Genomic DNA, 25,006 nt, shown 5'->3' with positions numbered 1-25,006 from the left:
CCCGTGATTCTCGTATTGCATTTTAGTATTCCTTACGTTTCTTTCGACAGGCATTCCGTCTTCGAAACGAAGGAATACCTGTGCGTTAGAACAGCCTCGGCGTACCCACCCAGACCACCACCGACTCGATCTTCGCGGTGTTGACCCAGCTGTGCGGGACCGTCGACTGATAGTGCGAGCTGTCACCGGCCTGCAGGACGAACGTCTTGCCTTCCAGCGTCAGCGACACTTCCCCTTCAATCACATACAGGAACTCCTCTCCTGCATGTGTCGTCACCTCCGACCGCTTCTGCCCCGGCGGCATCCTCACGAGGATCGCCTCCAGCTGGCGTCCTTCGGACACGTTCGTCAGCCTCGCGAACAGGTTCGCCGAATCGGCAAACCCGAAGAAGCGCAGCTGCTCGCCTCGGCAAACCGAGCGTTCCTCGCTCGGCGTATCCACGAAGTACTGCACCGTCACACCGAGCGCGTGCGCGATACCGGCCAACGATGTCAGCGACGGCGACGCGAGCCCGCGTTCGACTTGAGACAGAAACGGCTTCGAAATCCCCGCGGCGGTAGCGGTGTCGTCGAGCGTGCGCTTGAGTCGTTGGCGCAACGCGCGAATCTTGCTGCCCAGTGCGGCGGTAGCGTTTGCAGACCGCGAGTTTTCAGTGGGGGGAACCATAGCAGGCCGAAAAGTGATCGTCAAAAAATGTTTGATGGAAAATAACTAAGTTAGAACGATATAGCTTAGTCTTCGGGTTCGCACACGCCTTCGGTGTTGAGCCCGGTGCACTAAACGGGACACGAAGCGAGCGAAACGACGCGCTATCTTGCCAGACTCGCCGGCTTCACAGGCAAGCTGCAAGCGGCTCTCCGGGAATCTTCGGAGGGCCGGCACGAAAGCTTACAAATAGATGATGAGACGAATGTTCCTGAAAGCTACTGCCACATTGGGAGTTTCCCTAGGTGGCAGATACCTGACGCACCGGACCGGCAGCCGCTACCACGCGCGCGCCGGTCGGGGCCCCTCCCCGCCACACCAGGCGGAGTCAGACCCCGGCCCGGGCTAACCGCCCGACTGTTCCACCGCCAGCACGAAGCCTACCCGGCCCATTGTGCACCGGCGCCAGTTCGACCCCAAGACGACGCGCGATCCGTGCCGTCCGTTTCAAACGAGATTGATGATGCAACCACCTGTTTCACAAACCCGATCGTTTACGACGGTCTTCCTCATCGAAATGTGGGAGCGCTTCGGCTACTACGGCATGGCCGCGCTCCTGGTCCTCTTCATGGTCGACCGGCTCGGTTTCACCGACAGCCATGCGAACCTGACCTGGGGTGCGTTCACCGCACTCGTCTATGCCGCGCCGTCGATCGGCGGCTGGATCGGCGACAAGGTGCTCGGCGCCCGCCGCACGATGATCATCGGCGCGTCCGTGCTGTGCGCCGGCTACCTGATGCTGTCGGTACCGAACGATCAGCTGACGTACATGTATGCGTCGCTCGGCGTGATCGTCGTCGGCAACGGCCTGTTCAAGGCCAACGCAGCGAACCTCGTGCGCCGCATCTATGAAGGCGACGACGCGCGCATCGACAGCGCGTTCACGATCTACTACATGGCGGTCAACATCGGCTCGACGGTGTCGATGCTCGCGACGCCGTGGATCAAGGATCACTGGGGCTGGCACACCGCGTTCGCGGTCTGCTGCGGCGGCATGCTGCTCGCGATCCTCAACTTCATGCTGATGCATCGCACGCTCGCGCACGTCGGCTCGCTGCCGGACGACCAGCCGATCCGCTGGAAGCGCCTCGGCGCGGTCGCGCTGGGCGGTGTCGGGCTCGCGCTGATCACGCTGTACGTGCTGCAGCACAAGCAGCTCGCTGTCGCCAGCGTGTGGACGGCAGCGTTCGCGATCCTCGCGATCTTCGCGTACATGATCGCGAAGTCGGAGCGCTCGGAGCGCGCAGGCCTGATCGCGGCACTCGTGCTGATCGGCCAGGTGATCCTGTTCTTCATCTTCTACGTGCAGATGTCGACGTCGCTGACGCTGTTCGCGCTGCGCAACGTCGATCCGCGCTTCATGCTGTTCGGCACGACGCTGTTCACGTGGAGCGCCGCGCAGTTCCAGGCACTGAACCCGATCTGGATCATGCTGCTGAGCCCGGTGCTCGTGTGGGTCTACAACGCCGTCGCGAAGGGCGGCCGTGACCTGCCGGTCGCCGCGAAGTATGCATTCGGCTTCGGCGCGGTGGCCGCGGGCTACCTGGTGTTCACGATCAGCGGCCGCTATGCGGTCGACGGCCGTGTGTCGTCGTGGTTCATGGTGTGGGGCTACGGCCTTTACTCGCTCGGCGAACTGCTGGTGAGCGGCCTCGGCCTCGCGATGATCGCCCGCTACGTGCCGGCGCGCATGAGCGGCTTCATGATGGGTGCGTACTTCGTCGCGACGGGCGTGTCGCAGTATCTGGGCAGCGTCGTCGCGAACTTCGCGCAGATGCCGTCGCACGAACTGCCGGCCACCGAATCGCTGCCGCTGTACCTGTCGCTGTTCGAGAAGCTCGGCTGGCTCGCCGCGATCGGCATGCTGCTCGCGTTGCTGCTGCTGCCGCTGATGAACCGCCTGTCGCGCCAGCACCAGCGTTGTGCAGAAGAGCGCCGCGAAGAAGCGCTGCAGGCGCAGGGCGTCGCCACCGCGCAGTAAGTAAAATCCCTCGGCGCGCGGCCTGCACGCCACCTTCTCCCGCCGGTTGCGCGATTGCGTCCTACACTGGTTGCAAGCAGTGCATCCGCCGAGATGCGCACTGGCGGGAGAAGATAATGAAAAGCAAGACCACGAGGCTTCTGAGAATCCTCTCGGACATCCGGCACGCGCAGCGATGCACTGCGTTGCGCGCCGCCCGGGCGGCAGCCGAAGCCGACGCGGTACTCGCGGAGCGCGACGATCCGGCGCCCGACGAACGCGACGACGCCGAATCCGACGACGCAACCGCCGTTCCCCGCTCCCGTATCGGCTCACCTCATTAAGGCCGCGCGGCACACCCCGTGCCGCACGCGCCGCCTCCCGCACCGCTCACGCGGCCGCGCTGCGCCATCGCGCGATCCACGTTCCCGAACCAGCCACGGCCATCATCAGCCCGAGCGCACACGCGTCGGCCACGAGGCCCACGCCGACATGCCGCAGATCGGCACTCCGCACGACCGGATGCAATAGCGAATCGATGACGAGCGAGATTGCCGCGCCCGCGACGAAGCAGATCAGCCCGCGCTGGCCCACGGCCACGACGGGCCGCACGCCCTGCGCGATCCGCGCGATCCAGCCGAAGCGCACGCAATCGGCCATCAGCCACGCGATGGCCGCGAAGCTCACGACGCGCGGCAGTGCGAGATCGCGCTTGAACACGCCTTCCGGCAGCGGCAGCCCCGAGAACAGCTTGTAGCTCGCGCAGCCGAGCACGACCGCGCACGCGAGCCCGGTCGCCGCGGCCCCCCAGCGCCCGAGCGCGATGCGCCGGTAGAACGGCTGGCAGCGCGCGAGCACGCCAGCGACGAACATCAGTTGCCACGCGAACGGATTGAAACTCCAGCGGAATCCGTCGGTATCCAGCAGCTCGGGGCCGAGCCAGCCCGCCGCGAGCCACGACGCGATGCCGAGCGCGACGAGCAGCCACGGATGGCGACGCGCGAACGGCACGAGCACCGGCGACGCCAGCGCGAACAGCACATACATCGGCAGCACCGACGCGAGATAGGGCTGGCGCTGGAACGTCAGCAGCTCGGCTGCGCCCGTGAGCGGCGACGCGAGCATCACGCTGACGTCGTCGAGCGCGAGGTTCGGCGCATCGATCCCGTAGTGGTCGAGCACGGCCGACACGACGAGCATCAGTGTCGAGGTCGCGAGAAACGCGCGGTAGATCTGCATCGCGCGGCGCACGAACCGCTTTTGCGCGGCGCGCGCGCCCTGTCGCTCGGCAATCGCGCCATAGGCGCTCGCGGTCGCGAAGCCGCCGAGAAAGACGAAGACCTCGGCCGCGTCGCACAGCGCGAACGCGTGCAGCGTGACGCGCGACAGCACGCTTGCGCCGATGTGATCGACGACGATCATCAACAGCACGATGCCGCGGAAGAAATCGACTTCGATCAGGCGGCCGCTACGCGACGGTGGAAACGTGGCGGAAGGCGGCGGGCTCAACGACATGAGCACACCTGCACGACGGCGGTGCAGCGCGCACCGGGGACTGGATCGGGGAGAAGAAGGCGAGCGTGATCAGCGGCGATACGCGTATGCCCGCATCGCGCCAACCCGGCCGGCCAGGCACGGGGATGACCGTTCATTGAAAGGCTGCATACGTAGGGAAGTCGGTGAGGCCAGTCTAATGGCCGATCCGGGGAGACCCTAAGTAACAAAGTGCAACCGAATCTTCTGTTCGATTACACGCGCGAGCCTTGTGGTGCAAAGCAGGCAGCGTTGCCAGACTCACGTCAGCGCGACGCCAGTTTGCAGTCAGCATCGATGTGTTCGACCGCTGCCGTGCAGATGGTTTCGATACACGACGCGGCGCGCTGCATGCAGCCGCCGCATCGCGATCGACGCTTATCCCCGCGCTGGCAGGCGCCGCATCAGCATGGCGCTGTGCCATGCGGTCAGCGCAACGGCGACCCAGATCGGCCCGTACGTCGCGAGCTTCGCAATGCTCAGCGTCTCGCCGAGCAGCAGCAGCGACACCGCGACGAGCAGCACCGGCTCGACGTAGCCGAGAATGCCGAACAGCGCCATCGGCAGCATCCGGCTCGCCTTCAGGTAGCTCGCGAGCGCGAGCGTGCTGAGCACGCCGAGCCCCGGCAGCAGCACGGCCCACAGCACCGGGTGGTCGGCCACGCGCGTCGTGCTCGTCACGACCATCGCGAACGCGATCGGGCACAGCAGCGCGATCTCGACCGCGAACGCGGCGAGCGAATCGGCGTTGATCCGCCGGCGCAGCACGAAATACGGCGGATAGCCGAGCGCGACGACGAGCGTCGGCCACGCGAACGCGCGCGTCGCCCACACCTCGTGCGCGACGCCGAGCGCGGCGCACGCGACCGCCGCCCATTGCAGCGGATCGAGCCGTTCGTGATAGTAGAAGCGGCCGACGAGCACCATCGTCAGCGGCAGCAGGAAATAGCCGAGCGACACTTCGAGCATGCGGCCGTGCAGCGGCGCCCACAGGAACAGCCACAACTGCACGCCGAGCAGCGCGGCACTCACGGGCAGCGCAATCAGCAGACGCCAGCTGCGCACGCTGCGCCGAAGGAGATCGACGAGCGCGGGCAAGCGGCCCCGCAGCGCGATCAGCGCGAGCGCGCCCGGTGCGGTCCACAACACGCGCCACGCGAAGATGTCGAGCCCCGTGAGCGGCGCCAGCAGTTTCGCGTAGGCGGACATCAGCGCGAACAGCGTCGACGCCGCCACCGACAACATGAGGCCGCGCCCGGCCTCCGGATACCCCGTCATGATCGTTCTGCGCCTCTTACTGCTGCTGGAAGCGCTCGAAGCGCCTTTCGGTCTGGCGTTCCTCGAACGTCACCTCGGTCACGCGCGCGGCCGGCGGGCCGTGACGCAGCCACGCGAGCATCCGGTCGATCTGCGCGCCGGTGCCCTGGATCATCGCCTCGACGGTGCCGTCCTCGAGATTCGCGACCCAGCCGCGCAGCTTCAGCGCATGCGCCTCGCGCACCGTCGCATGACGGAAGCCGACGCCCTGCACGACGCCGCGCACCCGCACGTAGTAGGTCTCGATCCGTTCGTCCAGTTCATTGCGGCTCATCGCGTCGCCCTCCCGTTGCATTCAAGCCCGGCATTGTAGTCGCGTCGGCCGCTTCGCACACGGGCCGCAGCCGGTTCGCACCCGTCGCGGCCTGGCGTCGCCGCGCGCGCCGACCACGTACAATCTCGCCGACGCTCAACCGCCGCGCGGCCCGCGCGCGGCCCTGAAGGAAACGCATGACTGATACCTCCCGCGATCTCGTTCTCGTCACCGGTGCGTCCGGTTTCGTCGGCTCGGCCGTCGCGCGCATTGCGCAGCAGAAAGGCTATGCGGTACGCGTGCTCGTGCGCCCGACCAGCCCGCGCACGAACGTGGCGGATCTCGACGCCGAGATCGTCACCGGCGACATGCGCGACGAGGCGTCGATGCGCGCCGCGCTGCGCGGCGTGCGCTACCTGCTGCACGTGGCAGCCGACTACCGGCTGTGGGCACCCGATCCCGACGAGATCGAGCGTGCGAACCTCGAGGGCGCGGTCGCGACGATGCGCGCGGCACGCGCGGAAGGCGTCGAGCGAATCGTCTACACGAGCAGCGTCGCGACGCTGAAGGTGACGAGCGCCGGCGATCCGTCCGACGAAAACCGGCCGCTCACGGCCGAGCAGGCGATCGGGGTCTACAAGCGCAGCAAGGTGCTCGCGGAACGCGCGGTCGAGCGGATGATCGCCGACGAGGGGCTGCCGGCCGTGATCGTCAATCCGTCGACGCCGATCGGCCCGCGCGACGTGAAGCCGACGCCGACCGGCCGCATCATCGTCGAGGCCGCGCTCGGCAAGATTCCCGCATTCGTCGACACGGGGCTGAACCTCGTGCACGTCGACGACGTCGCGCACGGCCACTTCCTCGCGCTCGAGCGCGGCCGGATCGGCGAGCGCTACATCCTCGGCGGCGAGAACCTGCCGCTGCAGCAAATGCTCGCGGACATCGCGCAGATGACGGGCCGCAAGGCGCCGACGATCGCGCTGCCGCGCTGGCCGCTCTACCCGCTCGCGGTCGGTGCGGAAGCGGTCGCGAAGTTCACGAAGAAGGAGCCGTTCGTCACCGTGGACGGGCTGCGGATGTCGAAGAACAAGATGTATTTCACGTCCGCGAAGGCCGAGCGCGAGCTCGGCTACCGTGCGCGTCCGTACCGCGAAGGGCTGCGCGATGCGCTCGACTGGTTCGGCTCCGCGGGCTACCTGAAGTAACACAAAGCGGCGTGCTTCACGCCGCTTTGCGCACTTTGTTACACGTCCCGCGCGGCCCGGTACCGGCGCAGCGGTTAAAATCGCGGGTCTTACGCAGAGAAGACACGCATGAACCTGAACGATCAGATCGCTTCGCTCACCATGGGCGTCGATCAGCTCCTCCACGATCACCACGCCGCGCAGCAGGCGGCCCGCAGCGCGGAAGCCTTCGCGCGCGCCGCAGCAACGGAAGCGCAGGCCGCGGCAGAGCGTCACGCCGCCGCGGAAACCGAAGCGCAGGCCGCCGCGCAACGCCACACGGCTGCGGCCGCCGATGCCGAAGCCGCGCAGCAGCGCCACGCCAGCGCGACCGCCGCCGCGGAAGCCGCCGCCCAGCGTCATACCGATGCCACCGCGCAGGCCGAAGCCGCCTCGCAGCGCCATGCGGAAGCCACCGCGCTGACCGAAGCGCTCGCGCAGCGTCACGCGGATGCCGAAGCGGCGTCGCAGCGCCACGCGGCAGCGATTGCCGAAGCCGAGGCCGCCGCACAGCGTCATCACGCGGCAGCCACCGAAGCCGATGCGGCCGCGCAGCGCCACACGGCCGCGACCGTCGAAGCCGAGGCCGCTGCGAAGCGGCACGCGGAAGCGACCGCCGAAGCCGAAGCGGCCACGCAGCGTCACGCGGCAGCAATCGCCGAAGCCGAAGCCGCCGCGCAGCGCCACACGGCTGTGATCGCGGAAGCCGAAGCACTCGCACAGCAGCACACGCAGGCGATCGCGGAAACGCAGGCCGCCGCGCAGCGTCATGCCGACGCGACCGCCGAGGCCGAAGCCGTCACGCAACGCCATACCGAAGCGATCGCGCTGGCCGAGGCCGCCGCGCAACGCCACGCCGATGCCACCGCGCAGGCCGAAGCCGTCACGCAGCGCCACACCGAAGCGATCGCACAAGCCGAAGCGGCTGCGCAGCACCACGCGAAGGCCATCGCCGACGCCGAGGCGCTGGTCGAGGCCGTCGTCAAGGAAGCCGCGACCAACGCGGTTGCAGCGCCGGCGGTTGCAGCCCCGGCGGTTGCAGCCGAAGTCGTCGAACCTGCGCCGGCCGATACGCCGGCAGCGGAACCGGCCGTGATCGCACCCGCGCCGGCCGCGGCCGAAACGGTGGATTCAACGGCCGATGCCGAAACGGCCATCGTCGCGACGGCGCAAGCCGAAACGCCGGTTGAAGGCGAAGTCGAAGCCGACGCCATCACCCCGGCCCCGACCGACAAATCGACGCTGCACGTGTCGCGCCCGACGCAGAACGAACTCACGCTGACCATCAACGGCGAATCGATCACGCTGCATCCGGAGCAACTGGGCCAGCTGATCGAGGAACTCGCGCACGTGCGCGCGTCGATGCAGCCGGAGCCGCCGCCCGGCATCCCGGCCGGCTGGCGCTTCGTGACGACGAAGAACCCGATGATGGCCGTGCAGAAGCAGACGAACGGCGACCGCCTGCTGGTGGCCCGCCACACGGGCTACGGCTGGGTGCCGTTCACGTTCTCGCCGGACGTCGTGGTCCAGATGTACATGATGCTGACCCAGCGCTAAGCGCCGGCAGGCAGCACCGCCGAAACGAAACAGCCCGACCGGTTTCCACCGATCGGGCTGTTTGCTTTCCGGCTGCCGGGAGGCGCGCCTCCCGGGCAATACTCAGCGATCCACCGGCGCCTGCACGCGCGCCTTCCACTGGCCGCCCTTGCCGCGCCAGTAGCGCCACGCGGACGCGAACGTCGCGCCGACGTAGAACAGCGCGACGAGCGGCAGCGCAGGCGCCCACAGCGGCGAGCGCCGGTAGTAGCGCAGCATCGGCGCATACGCGGCGCACATCGACGCCCACGCGAGCCACGCCGGCCATGCGCGCGCGCCGTACGCGAGCGCCGCGGCAGGCGGCACGAGATAGATGATCGTCATCCCGAGCAGCGTGCCCGCCAGCAGCAGCGGCGAATAGTGCAGCTGCGTGAACGCGGTGCGCGCGATCATGTTCCAGATGTCGCGCCAGCTGTCGTACGGGCGCAGCGACACGCTGCGGTCGGCCAGGTCGAGCCGGATCGGATGGCGGCCTTCGCCGCGATGCTTGATCTGCGCGGCGAGGCTGCAGTCGTCGATCAGCGCGCCGCGGATCGACTCGATGCCGCCCGCTTCCTCGAGCGCGGTGCGCTTGACGAGCATGCAGCCGCCCGCGGCGCCGGCCGTCCGGTTGCGCGGGTTGTTGATCCACGAGAACGGGTAGAGCTTCGCGAAGAAGAACACGAACGCCGGGATCAGCGCCTTTTCCCACAACGAATCGCAGCGCAGCCGCACCATCAGCGACACGAGATCGCGGTTCTCGGCCTGCGCGCGCGTGATGAGCTGCGCGACGGCGTCGGGCGGATGGCCGATGTCGGCATCCGTCAGCAGCAGGTAGTCGGCCGGCAGGCCGAGCGTCTGCACCGCGGCGATCCCCTGCGACTGCGCCCACACCTTGCCCGACCAGCTGGCCGGCAGCGGCTTCGCGGCCAGCACCGTCAGCCGGTCGGCGCGGTTGATCGCGAGCGCGGCCGCGCGGGCCGCGTCGGCGGTGCCGTCGTCGCTGTGGTCATCGACAATGATCAGATGAAATTCGCCCGGGTAATCCTGCTCGAGCAGCGAAGTGGCCGCCCGGGCGATCACGTCGACCTCGTTACGTGCCGGCACGACCGCGACGACGGCCGGCCAGCCGGCCTCGGCCGCCGCGCCGCGCGCCTCGGGCGGCAGCGGCCGCGCGGGCACCGCGCGCCAGAAGCCGCCGCGCGCGACGAGCAGCACGATCCAGATCATCAGCGACAGACCGGACACCAGGAAAGCAAGAACCAGCATCATCGGCACGCCTCCTGCCGGGCGCCGGCATCGGCAAAATCAATCAGGGTCAGGAACAAAACACCCGAAACCGCACGGGCGGTCGGGCAATACGCGTAAGAATCGACGGTCATCGAATGGCCTTGAAATGAGCGCGACGCCGGGCAGCCGGAGCGGCTGCCCGCGAAACCACATAGTTTACTGGGTTCCGCGCGCGCCAGCGCCGACGCGGCTCTCCCGCAAATGCAACACGGCAGATACGGCACCAGAGCAAGGACTTGCCGATAGAGTTAAAATGCGCGATTAATTCGGGGTTCCGGGGCCTGGCCGGCCGGTTCGTTCCTGCCTTCATAACATCAAGCCGGGGCGAGCGAGCGAGTGCCAGCTCCTCGAACCCCGGCGTCTGTCGTCGGAGTTCGCTCACCTATGCGAGTCATCCTTGCCCAGCCCCGCGGCTTTTGTGCGGGGGTTGTCCGTGCGATCGAGATCGTCGATCGCGCGCTGCAACAGCACGGTGCGCCGGTCTATGTGCGTCATGAGATCGTGCATAACCGGCATGTCGTCGAAAATCTGCGTAATAAAGGGGCCCGATTCGTTGAGGAACTCGACGAGGTGCCCCACGGCGCTGTCGCGATCTTCAGCGCGCACGGTGTCGCCCAGACGGTCGAGCGCGACGCGGAAACGCGCGGGCTCGACGTGCTCGACGCCACCTGCCCGCTCGTCACGAAAGTGCACGTGCAGGGCCGCCAGTACGTCGCGGCGGGCCGCCGGCTGATCCTGATCGGCCACGCGGGCCACCCGGAAGTCGAGGGTACGATCGGCCAGATTCCGGCCGAGGTGATCCTCGTGCAGAGCGAAGCAGAAGTCGATACGCTGACGCTGCCCGTTGACACGCCGGTCGCGTACATTACGCAGACCACGCTGTCGGTCGACGACACACGTGGCATCATCGAAGCGCTGCAGCGCCGGTTCACCGACATCGTCGGCCCGGACACGCGTGACATCTGCTACGCAACGCAGAATCGCCAGGCCGCCGTACGCGAGCTGAGCGAACAGGTTGACGTGCTGCTCGTGGTCGGTGCGACGAACAGCTCGAACTCGAACCGCCTGCGCGAGATCGGCACCGAAAGCGGTGTGCCGAGCTACCTCGTCGCCGACGGTTCGGAAGTAAAGGCCGAATGGTTCGCGAATGCGAAGACCGTTGGGCTGACCGCCGGGGCGTCCGCGCCCGAGGAAATGGTCGAAGATGTAATCGGCGCGTTGCGCGCGCTGGGGCCCGTCGACGTCACGACGATGGCGGGCCGTGAGGAAAAAGTCGAATTCAAGCTGCCGGCGAAGCTCACGCAAGCTGTCGCCCGCGAAGTTTAAGGAGGACATCTCTTGTCTATTCCGCTGCTCCAGCAAGTCCGCGTCGGCGCGTACATCACGCGCCAACACCTTTCCGGCAACAAACGCTATCCGCTCGCGCTGATGCTCGAGCCGCTGTTCCGCTGCAACCTCGCGTGCAACGGCTGCGGCAAGATCGATTACCCGGATCCCATCCTGAATCAGCGTCTGTCCGTCCAGGAATGCCTGGAAGCGGTCGACGAGTGCGGCGCACCGATCGTGTCGATCGCAGGCGGCGAGCCGCTGCTGCACAAGGAAATGCCGGAAATCGTCCGCGGCATCATGAAGCGCAAGAAGTTCGTCTACCTCTGCACGAATGCGCTGCTGATGGAAAAGAAGATGGACGACTACCAGCCGAGCCCGTACTTCGTCTGGTCGGTCCACCTCGACGGCGACCAGCAGGCGCACGACCACTCGGTGTCGCAGGAAGGCGTGTATGACAAGGCGGTCGCGGCCATCAAGGAAGCGAAGCGCCGCGGCTTCCGCGTGAACATCAACTGCACGCTGTTCAACGATGCCGTGCCGGAACGCGTCGCGAAGTTCTTCGACACGCTGAAGCCGATCGGCGTCGACGGCATCACCGTGTCGCCGGGCTACGCGTACGAACGCGCGCCGGATCAGCAGCACTTCCTGAACCGCGACAAGACGAAGAACCTGTTCCGCGAGATCCTGAAGCGCGGCGAAGGCGGCAAGCGCTGGTCGTTCAGCCAGTCGTCGCTGTTCCTCGACTTCCTGGCCGGCAACCAGACGTACAAGTGCACGCCGTGGGGCAACCCGGCGCGTACGGTGTTCGGCTGGCAGAAGCCGTGCTACCTGGTCGGCGAAGGTTACGTGAAGACCTTCAAGGAACTGATGGAAGACACGAACTGGGACAACTACGGCGTCGGCAACTACGAGAAGTGCGCGGACTGCATGGTCCACTGCGGCTTCGAAGCGACCGCCGTGATGGACACGATGGCGCATCCGCTGAAGGCGTTCGCCGTGAGCCGCAAGGGCATCAAGACCGACGGCCCGTTCGCACCGGACATTCCGATCGACAAGCAGCGCCCGGCCGAGTACGTGTTCTCGCGTCACGTCGAGATCAAGCTCGAGGAAATCCAGCGCGCCGGCAAGGGCAAGCTGCAGAAGGCTGCGAAGCCGGCAGCAGCCGCTTAAGCGCGTATCGCCACGCGGGGGCCATGCCTCCGCGCCGGCGGCAAAAAATGAAGCGCCACGGAGTCCGCTCCGTGGCGCTTTTGTTTTGGGCCGGGGTTTTGCGTCGCGTTTCGCCGTCACCGTATGACCGCGACGGCAGCGCAATCGCCGAAGCAGCGCGGTTGCGGCGACCGGCCCTGTCTCCTCCATCCTCCCTGCGAAACCGGTGCGACGCTACGCGGCAAGCGATTCGGCCATGTGCATGCGCATCTTCTCCGCCGCGCTCGCGACGAGCGCCGGCTGGCCGCTCGATGCGAACGTGCAGACGTGCTCCCACAGCTCGGCCAGCCGATGCCGCGTGAGCGTCGTGACGCACGTGTCGTTCGCCGCGAGCACATGCTCGAGTACCACGCATTCATCGTCGCGCAGCGCCCATGCGCCGCTTTGTGCCGCGCGCACCACGCCCGCATCGAGCGCGCGCTCCGCGTCGACGCACAGGTCGATGTCCGCGTCCGTGCACACCGCATCGTCGAGCGCCAGGAACACCAGGTAGACGCTCGTGCGCAAGCGCATCAGCAGCGCCTCGTTGCCATGCCCGCCACGCAGCGCGACGAGCGCCATGTGGCATTTCAGCGAGATGTCGCGTGCATGCACGGGCGGCAGCGGCAGCAGCCACTCGCGGGTCAACGGCACGTGGCGACGGTTCTTCCGGGAGCCCTTCATGATGGGCTCCCGTCGGCGGGCGCATCGCTCGCCTCGAAAGCCGGCCATGCGATGCGGCACGCAACGGCGTCACGGCGCGCATGGCGCGAGTGCTTCGCTCGACGCCGCGCGCCGTGTCCATCGTCGCGCCGTTGCGTCGCTCGCGCGTCCGGCAGCCGGCGCGGCGCCGACGCGCGCACGACGCCGGCAAATCGGATCGTGCAAGCCATGCTCGTCTCCTGCATCAGAACGTGTTCTCGCCCTTCAGGTAGTACGCGGTCTTCACGAAGAACGCCTTGACCGGATGGCCGCCCTGCACGTCGCGCGCGGCGCGCGCTTCCATCTCGGCCCGCTCTTCGCGCGACCGGTCCGGCACCGGGTTGTGGACACGTTCGAGCGCACGCTGCATCGCGAGCGGATAGTTCTGGTTGCCGGCCGACGTCGCGCGATAACCGGCGCGCGTCATCTGCATCAGTTGCGCGTCGGTTTCGGCACGCGCCGCCCACCAGCTCGACAGTGAGGCATTCGATGCGCCGTCGGTCACGGCAGACTGAGCGAAACTGACGGCGGGCAGCGCAACGAGTGCGCAGGAAAGTACAGCAACGGGAACGAGGGATCGCATAGTGGCCTCCAGGTGGTTGTCCCCGCATCGATCGTGTTCGACGATGCGTTGAAACCATCGTATGACGCACTGCATTCCGCATGAATAGCCGATTCCGCAATTGATATTTTCGGCTTCGAAATCCGGCGTGCAAACCGCGTCACGCGCGAATCCCGCCAAACAGGAATTTCTTTAATTCATTCAACGCCCTGATCGCATTTGTTCAGACGATCCGAAGCAGCGCACGCAGCGCTTTTTCAATTTCCGAAATGACGTGTTGCCGGTGCGATCGCGGCTGGCGTACCTGCCGACAAGGCTTCCGGCGTGATATCGCGCGTGCGGATACTTCAAACCCCGGCTTGATCGAATCGAACGATTCTTGTGATTCAGGACAAGTCATCGCGTCCGGATTGCCGGATAGCGACACGACATGCACAGCAAGGACGCGCGATAATCACGCATCGGCCGTTTCGCACGGCATCTCATGCATTCCCATTTTTTCGAGTCCTTCCATGGCTGCCCTCGACACCACCGCCATCCACAGTTGGCACGCGCACGTCTATTTCGATGCGACCAGCCGCGACGCGGCCTGGGCGTTTCGCCAGGTCGTCGACGAACGGTTCGGCGCGGTCATCGAACTCGGCCGCTTTCATGAACGCCTCGTCGGCCCGCACCCGGCCTGGTCGTACCAGATCGCGTTCGACGCCACGCGCTTCGACGACATCGTGCCGTGGCTCGTGCTGAATCACGGTGCGCTCGATATCTTCCTGCATCCGAATACGAACGACGAACTGCGCGACCATCGCGATTGCGCGGTGTGGATCGGGAAATCGTATGTGCTGAACCTCGACGCGCTGGCCGGATAACGGCGCTCGCGGCCGACTGCGCCGCCGCGACATCCACGTTTCGGGTTGACGTGAAACGTCTCGCGGCGGTGCGCCCATACAGTGGGTTCCGTTATCGATGCTTCCGGAACCCGCCATGTCACACGCCAACGCCGACGCCCGGCACATTTATGAAGGCTGGCACGCGGCCGTGGTCGCGCGCGATGTCGATGCGCTGATGGCGCTGTATGCCGACGATGCAGTACTCGAAACGCCGCTGATCGTCGTCACGCTGCCCGATCATGGCTCCGGCGTACTGCACGGCAAGGCCGCGATCGGCGCATTCTTCGCGGCCGGCCTGCGCAATCCCGGCAACAGGCTCGGGCGCTGGTACCGCACCGGGCTGTTCTTCTCGAACGGCCGCCAGCTCACGTGGGAATATCCGCGCGCCACACCGGACGGCGACCAGGTCGATCTCGTCGAGGTGATGGATCTGCGCGACGGGTTGATCGCGCATCATCGCGTGTACTGGGGATGGGTCGGCTTTCTCGCACTGCAGGCCGCCACGCCGGCACGCGACCGCGCATGACGGCCGCCGTACCGAACCACGCCATGGCCCGCCGCGTACTCGCCGCGACCTGCGTGAGCTACACGCTCGTGCTGCTCGACGCGTCCATCGTCAACGTCGCGCTCACCGACATCGCCCACACGTTCGGCAGCCGCGTAGCCGGCCTGCAGTGGATCGTGAACGCGTACACGCTCGCGTTCGCGAGCCTGCTGATGACGGGCGGCACACTCGGCGACCGGCTCGGCGACCGCACCGTCTATATCGCGGGGCTCGCGGTATTCGTCGCTGCGTCGGCGCTGTGCGGGGTCGCGCCGACCCTCCCTGCGCTCGCGGTCGCCCGCGCGTTGCAAGGCGTCGGCAGCGCGATGCTGGTGCCCTGCTCGCTCGCGCTGCTCAACCGAGCATTCCCCGAACCGGCCGCGCGCGCGTCGGCGATCAGCCTGTGGATGGGCTGCGGCGGCATCGCGATGGCGTCGGGCCCGCTGATCGGCGGCGTATTGATCCATCTATTCGGGTGGCGCAGCCTCTTCTTCGTGAACCTGCCGCTCGGGCTCGCCGGCATCTGGCTCGGCTGCACGGTCGCACGCACCGACGGCGACGGATCGCGGCATTTCGACTGGGGCGGCCAGGCCGCGGCCATCGTCGCGATCGCGGCGCTGATCGGCACGCTGATCGAAGGCCCGTCACTCGGCTGGCACTCGGTGCCGATCATCGGCGGGGCGGTGACGAGCGTCGTCGCGTGGATCGCGTTCATCGCAATCGAAGCGCGGCACCGCGAACCGATGCTGCCGCTCGCGTTCTTCCGCAACCGGCTGTTCGCAGGATCCACGTTCGTGTCGATGGCGTCGGCGTTCGTGTTCTATGGCTTGCTGTTCGTGCTCAGCCTGTTCTATCGGCAGATCCGCGGCGCGAGCCCGCTCGATACGGGGCTCGCGTTCCTGCCGATGACGGCGATGGTCGCGCTCGGCGGACTGTGTTCGGGCAAGCTGGTTGCGCGCTTCGGCGCGCGCGGCTCGATGTGCGCGGCGTTCGCACTCTATGCGGCCGGCGCGCTCGGCATGACGGGCATCGGTGCGACGACACCCGCGTGGCTCGCCGTCGCGCCGATGCTCGCGATCGGCTTCGCATCGGGATTCATCTCGCCGGCCGCTACGTCGCCGGCGCTCGGGACGGTCGACCGCCGCCGCGCCGGCGTGGCGGCGGCCGCGCTGAACGCGGCGCGGCAGAGCGGATCGGCGCTCGGTGTGGCGATCTTCGGCGCATGCATCGCGACGCTGCAGCCGTTTCCGGCGGCGATGCGGGTGGCGCTCGGCATCGCGACCGGATTGTCGGCACTCGCCGCGGCGACATGGTGGATCACCACGCGGCCGACACCGGCAACCGGCGAACCGGCCGCGCACTTGCGAACCGCCACGCGCCGCTAGAGCATGCCGTGGCAGACGCGCCGGCTGCTCATCGCCTCGCGATCAGTGCCGCCCGCCACTCACGCGACATACATCGCGACACTGACGAACTGGCACAGGCTCCCGGCCAGCACGAACAGGTGCCAGATACCGTGCCCGTGGCGGATACGCTCGTCGTTGATGAAGAAGTAGATCCCCGCGCTGTAGATCAGGCCGCCAGCCACGAGCCACGCGGTACCGACCGGCGGCAGCGCATGGATCAGCGGACGCACCGCGACGAGCGCGAGCCAGCCCATCGCCACGTACAGGATCATCGACAGCATGCGCGTGCGCCGCCCGAGCGTCAGTTCCTGCACGATCCCGAACACGGCCAGCCCCCAACTCACGCCGAACAGCGACCAGCCCCACGGGCCGCGCAGCGTGACGAGCGTAAACGGCGTATAGCTGCCGGCGATCAGCAGGTAGATCGCCGAGTGGTCGCATTTCTGCAGGATCGCTTTCAGGCGCGGGCTGCGCACGCTGTGATACAGCGTCGAGATCGCGTAGAGCAGGATCAGCATCGCGCCGTACACGCTGAAGCTCACCACCTTGTACGGATCGCCTTCGAGCGCGCCCATCGTCACGAGCGCCACGAGACCCACCACCGACAGCACCGCGCCGACGAGATGGGAAATGCTGTTGAAACGCTCACCGACATGCACGACGTGTTCTCCTGCGGGTCCATCGGGAATAATGAACCCTATGATACCGGCCGCCGGCCGTTGCCGCGCTGCGCGCCGGCAAACTGCGCGGCGATTCCCGCCGCATGCGCACTGCCGGCCGCCAAAGAAAAAGCGCCGCGAAATCCTTCGCAGCGCTTCCCTGTCGATCACCGAACCGCGGTAGCGGTGCGGTTCAACAGCACTTCCCCGCACCCGACCCGTACCGCGCATTCTGACGCTCGCGGAAGAATTCCTCGTACGTCATCGGCTCGCGGTCCGGATGAGTCTCGCGCATGTGCGCGACGTAGGTGTCGTAGTCGGGCAGGCCGACCATCAGCCGCAACGCCTGCCCGAGGTAACGCCCCGCACTGCGCAGGTCGCTGCCAAGATCGCTGAACATCGCGGCCTCCCCTTAACGTCCGCTGCCGAGCGCCTGCGCGGCCGGCATCGCTTCGTACGGCGTCTCGCGCACGGTCGGCTTCGCCTCGCGGCGCGCGCGCAGCACGGCGATCACGCCGTACACCGCGATGCTCACCACGACGAAGATGAACAGGCCGGCCAGCGCCGCATCGATGTAGTCGTTGAAGATGATCCGCTTCATCTGCGCGATCGACTTCGCCGGCGCGAGCACCTTGCCTTCGTCCACCGCGGCCTGCAGCTTCGCGGCGTGCGCCAGGAAGCTGACCTTCGGGTTCGCGTCGAAAATCTTCTGCCAGCCGGCGGTCAGCGTGCAGATCAGCAGCCACACGGTCGGCACGATCGTCACCCACGCATAGCGCTCGCGCTTCATCTTGAACAGCACGACGGTGCCGAGCACCAGCGCGATCGCGGCAAGCATCTGGTTCGAGATGCCGAACAGCGGCCACAGCGTGTTGATGCCACCGAGCGGATCGACCACGCCCTGGTACAGGAAGTAGCCCCACGCGGCCACGCACAGCGCGGTCGCAACCAGGTTCGCGGGCAGCGACTCGGTGCGCTTGAGCGCCGGGTGGAACGTGCCGAGCAGGTCCTGCAGCATGAAGCGGCCCGCGCGCGTGCCGGCGTCGACGGCCGTCAGGATGAACAGCGCCTCGAACAGGATCGCGAAGTGATACCAGAACGCCATCATCGCTTCGCCGCCGATCACCTGGTGCAGGATGTGCGCCATGCCGACGGCCAGCGTCGGCGCGCCGCCCGCGCGCGCGATGATCGTCGTTTCGCCGACGGCCTTCGCAGTCTGCGTCAGCATGTCGGGCGTCAGCACGAAGCCCCACTGCGTGACGGTGTTGGCCACCGCTTCCGGCGTCGAGCCGAGCACGGCGGCCGGCGCGTTCATCGCGAAGTAGATGCCCGGTTCGATCACGCTCGCGGCGACCAGCGCCATGATCGCGACGAACGATTCCATCAGCATCGCGCCGTAACCGATGAAGCGTGCGTTGGTTTCGTTGTCGATCAGCTTCGGCGTCGTGCCCGACGAGATCAGCGCGTGGAAGCCCGACACCGCGCCGCACGCGATCGTGATGAACAGGAACGGGAACAGGCCGCCCGACCACACGGGGCCCGTGCCGTCGACGAACTTCGTCAGCGCGGGCATCTTCAGCTCCGGCGCGACGACCAGAATGCCGATCGCGAGGCCAAGGATCGTGCCGATCTTCAGGAACGTCGACAGGTAGTCGCGCGGCGCGAGCAGCAGCCACACCGGCAGCACCGATGCAACGAAGCCGTAGCCGATCAGGATCCACGTGAGCTGCGTGCCGGTGAACGTGAACCATGCGGCGAGCGTCGGCGAATCGTGCACGTGCTGGCCGAACGCGATCGACGCCATCAGCAGCACGAAGCCGATGATCGACACTTCGCCGATGCGGCCCGGACGGATGTAGCGCGTATAGACGCCCATGAACAGCGCGATCGGAATCGTCGCGGCGACGGTGAATGTGCCCCACGGCGAATTCGTCAGCGCCTTCACGACGATCAGTGCGAGCACCGCGAGGATGATCACCATGATCAGGAACGCGCCGAACAGCGCGATCACGCCGGGCACCGTGCCGAGCTCCATCTTGACGAGATCGCCGAGCGAGCGGCCGTCGCGGCGCGTCGAGATGAACAGCACGATGAAGTCCTGCACCGCGCCGGCGAACACGACGCCGGCCAGGATCCACAGCATGCCGGGCATGTAGCCCATCTGCGCGGCGAGCACCGGCCCGACGAGCGGGCCGGCGCCGGCGATCGCGGCGAAGTGATGGCCGAACAGCACGTACTTGTTGGTCGGCACGTAGTCGAGGCCGTCGTTGTACTTGACGGCCGGCGTCATCCGCAGCCCGTCGAGCTGCATGACCTTGCTGGCGATGAAACGGCTGTAGAAGCGATACGCGATCAGATACACGCAGACTGCGGCGATCACGATCCAGAGGGCACTGACGCGCTCGCCGTGTGCGAGTGCGATCGTGCCGAACGCGAACGCGCCGAGCAGCGCGACCGCAATCCAGAGCAGGGTACTGGAAGCCCGATTCATGGCGTCTCCTGGTCTCCAATGTGGTTTTAGATGGCATGCGGCGAGGGTGCCGCACACACGTGACGTCGATGCGTCGTGCCACGGTCTCGCTGAGGCCGGGGCGATGGGCCGTAGTATTCCGCGCGACCGGGGCCGCTTACAAGCGGATAACTACGTATGCGGAGCTACGTAGAATTACGTAGATGCTCGGCGCATGCACGACATCGTGCGGCGATTGATCGCGAGCGGTGAGCCACGTACAGTGTTCGCCTGCCTCCATTCCGGAACCGCCATGCCGATCGGATTTCAGAAAATGCACGCGAACGGCGACGACTTCGCGATCGTCGACCTGCGCGGCACCGCGCACGCCATCGACGGCCGCCTCGCCAGGCAAATGGGCGACCGGAAGCGCGGCATCGGCTTCAACCAGCTCGCGGTCGTGTCGGACTGCGACGACGCGGCGGCCCGCGTCGCGTTCTGGAACGCCGACGGCTCGCCGCTCGATACCTGCGGCAGCGCAACGCGTGGCGTCGCGTGGCAACTGATGCGGGAAACCGGCATGGCGTCGCTCGTGCTGCGGACTCCGCGCGGGTATCTCGTTTGCTCGACGGACGCGAACGGCCTGATCACCGTCGAGATGGGCAGGCCGCTCACCGGCTGGCAGGACGTGCCGGCCGCCGAGGCACTCGACACCCTCGCGCTGCCGCTGCCCGGCGCGCCGGCCGCCTGCAACATGGGCAATCCGCATTGCACGTTCTTCGTCGACGATCTCCGCTCGATCGATGTCGCGGCGCTCGGCCCGGCCATCGAAACGCATCCGCTGTTTCCGCAGAAAACCAACGTGCATTTCGTTCAGATGATCGATCGCACGCATATTCGCCTGCGCATCTGGGAGCGCGGCGGCGGTGTGCCGCTCGGTTCGGGATCGTGTTCGTGCGGAGCGGTCGTCAATGGCATCCGGCGCGGGCTGCTCGACGACACCGTGCGGGTCGAGTGCGACGGCGGCGACGTCACCGTGCGTTGGGATGGCGCCGGCAGTGTGTTCCTGAGCGGGCCGGTCGCGTTCGGGTTCAGCGGAAACTGGCTGGGCGAGCAGACGCCCGAGGGCTGAAGATCCGGGCCAACGCGCGAGCCTCACCGGCGCGCGGCCGGCCGGACCAGGCCCGGCGCATCGCGCGCCGGGCCGTGCAAATCAGTGCCTGCTCAGTGCTTGTCGTCGAGCTTCTTCGGCTTCGGCGGCGACGGCACCTTCGCGTACTGGAACGCCGGCGTCGCCTTCAATGCATCCTTCGTCGCACCCGGCAGGTAGATGTTGCCGTTGCGCACGTCGAGCGACGCGATCGGCACCGCGACGTCGTGTGCGGCCACACCGAGGAAGCCGCCGGCCGACACGATCGCCGCCGACACCGAGCCGTCCGGTGCGACGATCAGGTCGCGCACGGTGCCGACCTTCTGGTTCTCGTCGTTGTAGACAGCCTTGCCGAGCACGCTCTTCTTCACGCTCCAGCCTTCGAGCAGCGCCTGCGATTGCTCGACGGTCACGCTGATCGGCTGTGCGCCGGCGATCTGCGCGTGCGCGCTGACGCTCGATGCGAGGACGGTTGCTGCGATGAGTGTCTTGTAGAAAGCCATGCTGTTATGTACTCCGGTGAATTGTTGTCGGTGTCGGCGGCCGGCCAAGCCGCCTTCATGCATGCGCCGCCTGAAGCACGGCGGCCTGCGCACGACGCATCGCACCGGATCATGTTAGCGCCACTCGCGAAACGCTGCATCGGACGCGATGACGCAGCACCCGTCACGCGTTGCGCGAATACACGCGCCGGTGCCGCACCGCCTCGGCCAGCACGTCGAGTACGGGTTCCGTCTGCGTCCAGCTCAGGCACGCATCGGTGATCGATACACCGTACTTCAGCGGCACGCCCGGCTTCAGGTCCTGGCGCCCGGCCTCGAGATGACTCTCGACCATCACGCCGACGATCCGGTGCTCGCCTTGCGCGAGCTGCCGCGCGAGATCCTGCGCGACGTCGATCTGCCGGTCGTGCGACTTGTTCGAGTTCGCGTGCGAGCAGTCAACCATCACCTGCTCGCGCAAGCCGGCCTTGCGCAGCACCGCGCAGCTCGCCTCGACATGTTCGGCGTCGTAGTTCGGGCCGTTCTTGCCGCCGCGCAGGATCACGTGCGCATCGTCGTTGCCGCGCGTCTCGAAGATCGCGGCCATCCCCATCTTCGTCATCCCCATGAACGCATGGCTCGCCGCCGCGGCGACGATCGCGTCGGACGCGACCTGCACGCCGCCGTCGGTGCCGTTCTTGAAGCCGATCGGGCAGCTCAGGCCCGACGCGAGCTGGCGATGGCTCTGGCTCTCGGTCGTGCGCGCGCCGATCGCGCCCCACGCGATCAGGTCGGCGATGTACTGCGGGCTCAGCAGGTCGAGGAATTCGGTCGACGCCGGCAGGCCAAGCGCGTTGATGTCGAGCAGCAGTTGCCGCGCAGCGCGCAGCCCTTCGTTGATGCGGAAGCTGCCGTCGAGACGCGGATCGTTGATGTAGCCCTTCCAGCCGACCGTCGTGCGTGGCTTTTCGAAGTAGACGCGCATCGTGATCAGCAGGTCGTCCTTCAGCGCATCGGCGGCGATCTTCAGGCGGCGCGCGTAATCGAGCGCCTGATCGTGATCGTGGATCGAGCACGGGCCGACGACGAGCAGCAGCCGGTCGTCGCGGCCGTGCAGGATGTCGCCGATCGCGCGGCGCGTATCCTCGACGAGCGTCTGCGTGGCGGCCGGCACCGGCAGTTCGTCCAGCAGCAGCGCCGGTGAAATCAGCGGGCGCACGGCGCCGATGCGGACGTCGTCGATGCGCGTGGTGTCCTGCGTCGCGTCGGCGCTGCCTACCTCGCGATCGTGGGAAGGATTGTCGAGGTTCTGCATGGTGATTCTCCGGGGGACGTCTGTAATGATGGGCAGGCTCGATTATGGCACCCGGGCGGGAACGCGGCGGGTTGCGGCGGGGGTGCGGGCGCGGCTGCATAGCCGCAGCGCGATGGAGATCAAAAGGAGAAAAGAAAAAAGGCGACCCGCGAAGGGTCGCCCTGCGATGCGCCGCATCACGCGCGGCGTTGCGGCTAGTGCAGTGTCTCGGGCGCCAGCGAATTGCTCGGCAGCAGCGACGTCAGCCAGCAATTGCTCGGCGCGGCTTTCCCGTTGAAGCGGTCGTAGAGCCACGGCAGCATGCCGGCCACCCACGGCACGATCGCACCCGCATGTTCGAGCGGATATTCGTTGTACGTAACCGGCGTGCCGCTGGCGCAGAACTTCTGCGCCAGTGCGCGCACGTCGTACGCCATCATCACGCCGTCGCCCACCTGGCTGCTGAACGTGCCATCGAGCGCGCCCGCCGTGCCCTGGCCGATGAACATGGGGATCGTCGGCGAGGCTGCCAGCCCCGCATTCACCTTGTTCGCATACGTCACGTACACGGGAATGCTGTTGATGTCGTTCGCGTATTGCGGCTTGAACAGCGTGCCCCAGTGCAGCCCCGTGTACTTCGGCAGGATGTACGCGAGCGACTGGCTCTGGATGTCCTTGAACACGGCGACGCCGGTATCGCTGAGATAGGGCGTCAGGTCGAAACCGTAGCCGCGCGACAGCCCGGCCAGCGCGGCCGCGGCCACGCCGCCCCAGACGATGCTGCCGTCGACGTAACGCAGGTTGTGCGCGGGATCGACCAGCACGCCGCCTTCCGCCGCGCCGACGAGCTGCTTGTTGATCTCTGGTGCATAGCTCGGTGCGAGCTGCGCGGCCCAGTTGGTCGCGATCGCGCCGCCGGAATAGCCGATCATCGCGACCTTGCTCGACGGATTCAGGCCCGTGGACGGCGTATTGAGCGCGGCGCGAATCGAATCGAGCGTCGTCATCCCGTATTCGGGGCCGGCGGCGAAGTCGGCCGTCTGGCCTTCCGTATCGGGCACGATGACGTTGTAGCCCAGCAGCAGCAGCGTCGACAGCGGAATCGATTCCGCGCTGTACAGCAACGTGCCGATGTTGATGACCTTCGTGACGTCGCGGTCGCCGGCGATCACCTGCGACGGCTCGTCGTACGGGTTCAGCGAATCGTAGGCCGACTGGTACGAGATGGCCTGGCCGTTGCTGACCTGGCTCCGGATCACCGACGTCACGTTGACGACCGGCTGGTTCAGCGCGTTATTGGTGCGATACAGCAACTGCTGCGCGGTGAGCGCAGTGGGAATGCCGGCCACGTGATAGGTGACGTTGCGCGTCTTGAGCACCGTGCCCGGTGGAATCGATGCCAATGGCGCGGTGCCGGTGTACGTGTAGAACGGGTCGGACACGGTCGGCGCGGCGGCGCTGGCCGGCGGTGCGGCGATGGCCAGCGCGGCGGACACGGCCGCCGCGGCCATCATGAAACGTCTGGAGGACATGGTTGGGGCCCCTGGGAAAACCTGCTTTCATCGAAGGAAGTTCGCGGTGTTGCAGACCATCACGTGTGCCGCTTCAAAACCGTTTCCGAGCCATCGACTGTCTCCTGTGAATGAATAATCCGGGCTGTTCTGAATCCGCAGTTTTAGTAGGAGTACAAACCGGATGAATTGAAGCACAACGTGCACGCGCTCGATGGACGTTTTCCATTGTTTGAAGGTAAACGTCTAAAACCGACGCGGCGAGATGCAGTGCGCTCCGGCCATTCGGCCGACTGCCCGTGTTTTGCGGAAGTGCCGTACGATCACGGCTGTCCGGTACCGAAGGCCGCGTCGTGCGATGCCGGCCGCACCGTGCACCACTTGCCTGCGACCGATCGTTTCCTGCCCAACCGACACGCCACGATGACCGTCTCCGAACTGCTCCGCGCCATCCGCCAACCGTATGCCGACCTGCTCGCGAACGCGGCTGCGCAACCGGCCGTGATCGTCGAACCGGCCTACCGGCGCGCCGACGGCACGCTCGCCACCGAAGGGCCGCTCGCGTTGCCGTGCCGGGCCGATATCATCACGACCGAAGGCGAAACGGCCGGCCAGCCGGCGATGGTCGACTCCGCCACGCAGCTGGAGTTCGAGCCGTTGGCATTCGACCTCGAAACAGCGGCCGTGTCGATTCGCCCGTTCGCGTGGGACTGGGCCGCGATCGAGGCCGACGGTCTCGACGAAAGCGCGGCGGTCGATGCGTTCAAGACGTGGTTCTTCGCGTGGTTCGATGTCGACGACGAAAACGCACCGTCCGAAGACGGCCTGCACGGGATCGTTCACTACCTGTCGGAACCGGTTCGCACGGAACAGGGGTGGCGCGTCAATGCGGATCTGGGTTCCGCGCCCGAGACGGCCGTCGAGGATCTGCTGTTCCGGCTCGTCGATGCGGGCGCTTCGCGAATCGTGCTCGGTTGATGCCGCAC

At 66.9% G+C, this 25,006-nt stretch carries 24 protein-coding genes; 11 read left to right on the top strand and 13 right to left on the bottom strand.

The annotated features are described in order from the left end of the window. Positions 1-85: 85 nt before the first annotated feature. Positions 86-667, bottom strand: a complete 582-nt coding sequence (locus tag BCO18175_RS23140; RefSeq protein WP_011353729.1) for a cupin domain-containing protein — start codon at positions 665-667, stop codon at positions 86-88. 499 nt (positions 668-1,166) lie between these two features. Between BCO18175_RS23140 and BCO18175_RS23135 the strand changes: the two genes are divergently transcribed. Together BCO18175_RS23135 and BCO18175_RS23130 are read left to right on the top strand one after the other, a co-directional pair. Continuing rightward, positions 1,167-2,687: a peptide MFS transporter gene (locus tag BCO18175_RS23135; protein ID WP_174984359.1), complete on the top strand. Its 1,521-nt coding sequence runs from the start codon at positions 1,167-1,169 to the stop codon at positions 2,685-2,687. 116 nt (positions 2,688-2,803) lie between these two features. Continuing rightward, positions 2,804-3,010, top strand: a complete 207-nt coding sequence (locus BCO18175_RS23130; RefSeq protein WP_174984356.1) for a hypothetical protein — start codon at positions 2,804-2,806, stop codon at positions 3,008-3,010. 46 nt (positions 3,011-3,056) lie between these two features. On the opposite strand, the gene BCO18175_RS23125 is transcribed toward BCO18175_RS23130, so the two are convergent. From BCO18175_RS23125 to BCO18175_RS23115, 3 genes are all read right to left on the bottom strand, one after another. After that, entirely contained in the window at positions 3,057-4,181 is a 1,125-nt protein-coding gene (locus BCO18175_RS23125) for an OpgC domain-containing protein (RefSeq protein WP_174984353.1), read from the bottom strand. Positions 4,182-4,577: 396 nt separating this feature from the next. Next, positions 4,578-5,477: an EamA family transporter RarD gene (rarD, locus tag BCO18175_RS23120; RefSeq protein WP_174984351.1), complete on the bottom strand. Its 900-nt coding sequence runs from the start codon at positions 5,475-5,477 to the stop codon at positions 4,578-4,580. A 16-nt stretch (positions 5,478-5,493) separates the two neighbouring features. After that, entirely contained in the window at positions 5,494-5,790 is a 297-nt protein-coding gene (locus BCO18175_RS23115; protein ID WP_174918389.1) for an acylphosphatase, read from the bottom strand. A 176-nt stretch (positions 5,791-5,966) separates the two neighbouring features. On the opposite strand from BCO18175_RS23115, the gene hpnA reads away from it, so the two are divergent. Continuing rightward, complete coding sequence (hpnA, locus tag BCO18175_RS23110) at positions 5,967-6,974, top strand: hopanoid-associated sugar epimerase (protein WP_011353724.1); 1,008 nt, start codon at positions 5,967-5,969, stop codon at positions 6,972-6,974. A 108-nt stretch (positions 6,975-7,082) separates the two neighbouring features. Next, positions 7,083-8,549, top strand: a complete 1,467-nt coding sequence (locus BCO18175_RS23105) for a phage tail protein (protein WP_174984349.1) — start codon at positions 7,083-7,085, stop codon at positions 8,547-8,549. A gap of 102 nt (positions 8,550-8,651) precedes the next feature. Here BCO18175_RS23105 and BCO18175_RS23100 read toward each other — a convergent pair whose 3' ends face one another. After that, positions 8,652-9,839, bottom strand: a complete 1,188-nt coding sequence (locus BCO18175_RS23100) for a glycosyltransferase (protein WP_174984347.1) — start codon at positions 9,837-9,839, stop codon at positions 8,652-8,654. Between the two features lie 402 nt (positions 9,840-10,241). Between BCO18175_RS23100 and ispH the strand changes: the two genes are divergently transcribed. Then, positions 10,242-11,183 (top strand): 4-hydroxy-3-methylbut-2-enyl diphosphate reductase, encoded by a 942-nt coding sequence (ispH, locus tag BCO18175_RS23090; protein ID WP_166956044.1) that lies wholly within the window; start codon positions 10,242-10,244, stop codon positions 11,181-11,183. 12 nt (positions 11,184-11,195) lie between these two features. Then, positions 11,196-12,356, top strand: coding sequence for an adenosyl-hopene transferase HpnH (hpnH, locus tag BCO18175_RS23085; RefSeq protein WP_011353720.1), 1,161 nt, complete (start codon positions 11,196-11,198; stop codon positions 12,354-12,356). A gap of 213 nt (positions 12,357-12,569) precedes the next feature. Here hpnH and BCO18175_RS23080 read toward each other — a convergent pair whose 3' ends face one another. Together BCO18175_RS23080 and BCO18175_RS23075 are read right to left on the bottom strand one after the other, a co-directional pair. Then, on the bottom strand, positions 12,570-13,058 hold the full coding sequence (locus BCO18175_RS23080) for a hypothetical protein (protein WP_174984344.1): 489 nt from the start codon (positions 13,056-13,058) through the stop codon (positions 12,570-12,572). 223 nt (positions 13,059-13,281) lie between these two features. Beyond that, entirely contained in the window at positions 13,282-13,659 is a 378-nt protein-coding gene (locus tag BCO18175_RS23075) for a hypothetical protein (protein ID WP_174984341.1), read from the bottom strand. A 491-nt stretch (positions 13,660-14,150) separates the two neighbouring features. Between BCO18175_RS23075 and BCO18175_RS23070 the strand changes: the two genes are divergently transcribed. The 3 genes from BCO18175_RS23070 (at position 14,151) to BCO18175_RS23060 (ending at position 16,454) form a co-directional block, all read left to right on the top strand. Then, positions 14,151-14,504, top strand: a complete 354-nt coding sequence (locus BCO18175_RS23070) for a DOPA 4,5-dioxygenase family protein (protein WP_174984337.1) — start codon at positions 14,151-14,153, stop codon at positions 14,502-14,504. A 115-nt stretch (positions 14,505-14,619) separates the two neighbouring features. Then, positions 14,620-15,051: a nuclear transport factor 2 family protein gene (locus BCO18175_RS23065; RefSeq protein ID WP_174984334.1), complete on the top strand. Its 432-nt coding sequence runs from the start codon at positions 14,620-14,622 to the stop codon at positions 15,049-15,051. Positions 15,052-15,074: 23 nt separating this feature from the next. Continuing rightward, positions 15,075-16,454 (top strand): MFS transporter, encoded by a 1,380-nt coding sequence (locus tag BCO18175_RS23060; RefSeq protein WP_254608156.1) that lies wholly within the window; start codon positions 15,075-15,077, stop codon positions 16,452-16,454. A 59-nt stretch (positions 16,455-16,513) separates the two neighbouring features. Here BCO18175_RS23060 and trhA read toward each other — a convergent pair whose 3' ends face one another. The 3 genes from trhA to BCO18175_RS23045 form a co-directional block, all read right to left on the bottom strand. Continuing rightward, a complete protein-coding gene (trhA, locus tag BCO18175_RS23055) occupies positions 16,514-17,134 on the bottom strand; it encodes a PAQR family membrane homeostasis protein TrhA (RefSeq protein WP_085038110.1) in 621 nt (206 codons plus the stop codon). 193 nt (positions 17,135-17,327) lie between these two features. Continuing rightward, positions 17,328-17,534 carry a YbdD/YjiX family protein gene (locus BCO18175_RS23050; RefSeq protein ID WP_006480280.1) on the bottom strand — a complete coding sequence of 69 codons (207 nt, stop codon included), beginning with the start codon at positions 17,532-17,534 and terminating at the stop codon, positions 17,328-17,330. A 12-nt stretch (positions 17,535-17,546) separates the two neighbouring features. Further along, a complete protein-coding gene (locus tag BCO18175_RS23045; protein WP_174984328.1) occupies positions 17,547-19,625 on the bottom strand; it encodes a carbon starvation CstA family protein in 2,079 nt (692 codons plus the stop codon). 271 nt (positions 19,626-19,896) lie between these two features. Here BCO18175_RS23045 and dapF point away from each other — a divergent pair, with 271 nt between their 5' ends. Further along, a complete protein-coding gene (gene dapF / locus BCO18175_RS23040) occupies positions 19,897-20,715 on the top strand; it encodes a diaminopimelate epimerase (protein WP_174984326.1) in 819 nt (272 codons plus the stop codon). A gap of 92 nt (positions 20,716-20,807) precedes the next feature. Here dapF and BCO18175_RS23035 read toward each other — a convergent pair whose 3' ends face one another. The 3 genes from BCO18175_RS23035 to BCO18175_RS23025 all read right to left on the bottom strand — a co-directional run bounded on the left by BCO18175_RS23035 (position 20,808) and on the right by BCO18175_RS23025 (position 24,041). Beyond that, on the bottom strand, positions 20,808-21,236 hold the full coding sequence (locus BCO18175_RS23035; RefSeq protein WP_046548755.1) for a PRC-barrel domain-containing protein: 429 nt from the start codon (positions 21,234-21,236) through the stop codon (positions 20,808-20,810). Between the two features lie 163 nt (positions 21,237-21,399). Continuing rightward, positions 21,400-22,530 (bottom strand): 3-deoxy-7-phosphoheptulonate synthase, encoded by a 1,131-nt coding sequence (locus BCO18175_RS23030; protein ID WP_241019847.1) that lies wholly within the window; start codon positions 22,528-22,530, stop codon positions 21,400-21,402. 194 nt (positions 22,531-22,724) lie between these two features. After that, the gene (locus BCO18175_RS23025) at positions 22,725-24,041 is read right to left on the bottom strand and encodes a lipase family protein (RefSeq protein ID WP_174984321.1); all 1,317 of its coding nucleotides are present in this window, start codon (positions 24,039-24,041) and stop codon (positions 22,725-22,727) included. A gap of 402 nt (positions 24,042-24,443) precedes the next feature. Between BCO18175_RS23025 and BCO18175_RS23020 the strand changes: the two genes are divergently transcribed. Next, positions 24,444-24,998 (top strand): hypothetical protein, encoded by a 555-nt coding sequence (locus BCO18175_RS23020; RefSeq protein WP_174984319.1) that lies wholly within the window; start codon positions 24,444-24,446, stop codon positions 24,996-24,998. Positions 24,999-25,006 lie beyond the last annotated feature (8 nt).

Source organism: Burkholderia lata (assembly GCF_902499335.1).
In the GTDB taxonomy this organism is placed as follows: domain Bacteria; phylum Pseudomonadota; class Gammaproteobacteria; order Burkholderiales; family Burkholderiaceae; genus Burkholderia; species Burkholderia lata_B.
This window is presented reverse-complemented; position numbering and strand designations above follow the sequence as displayed.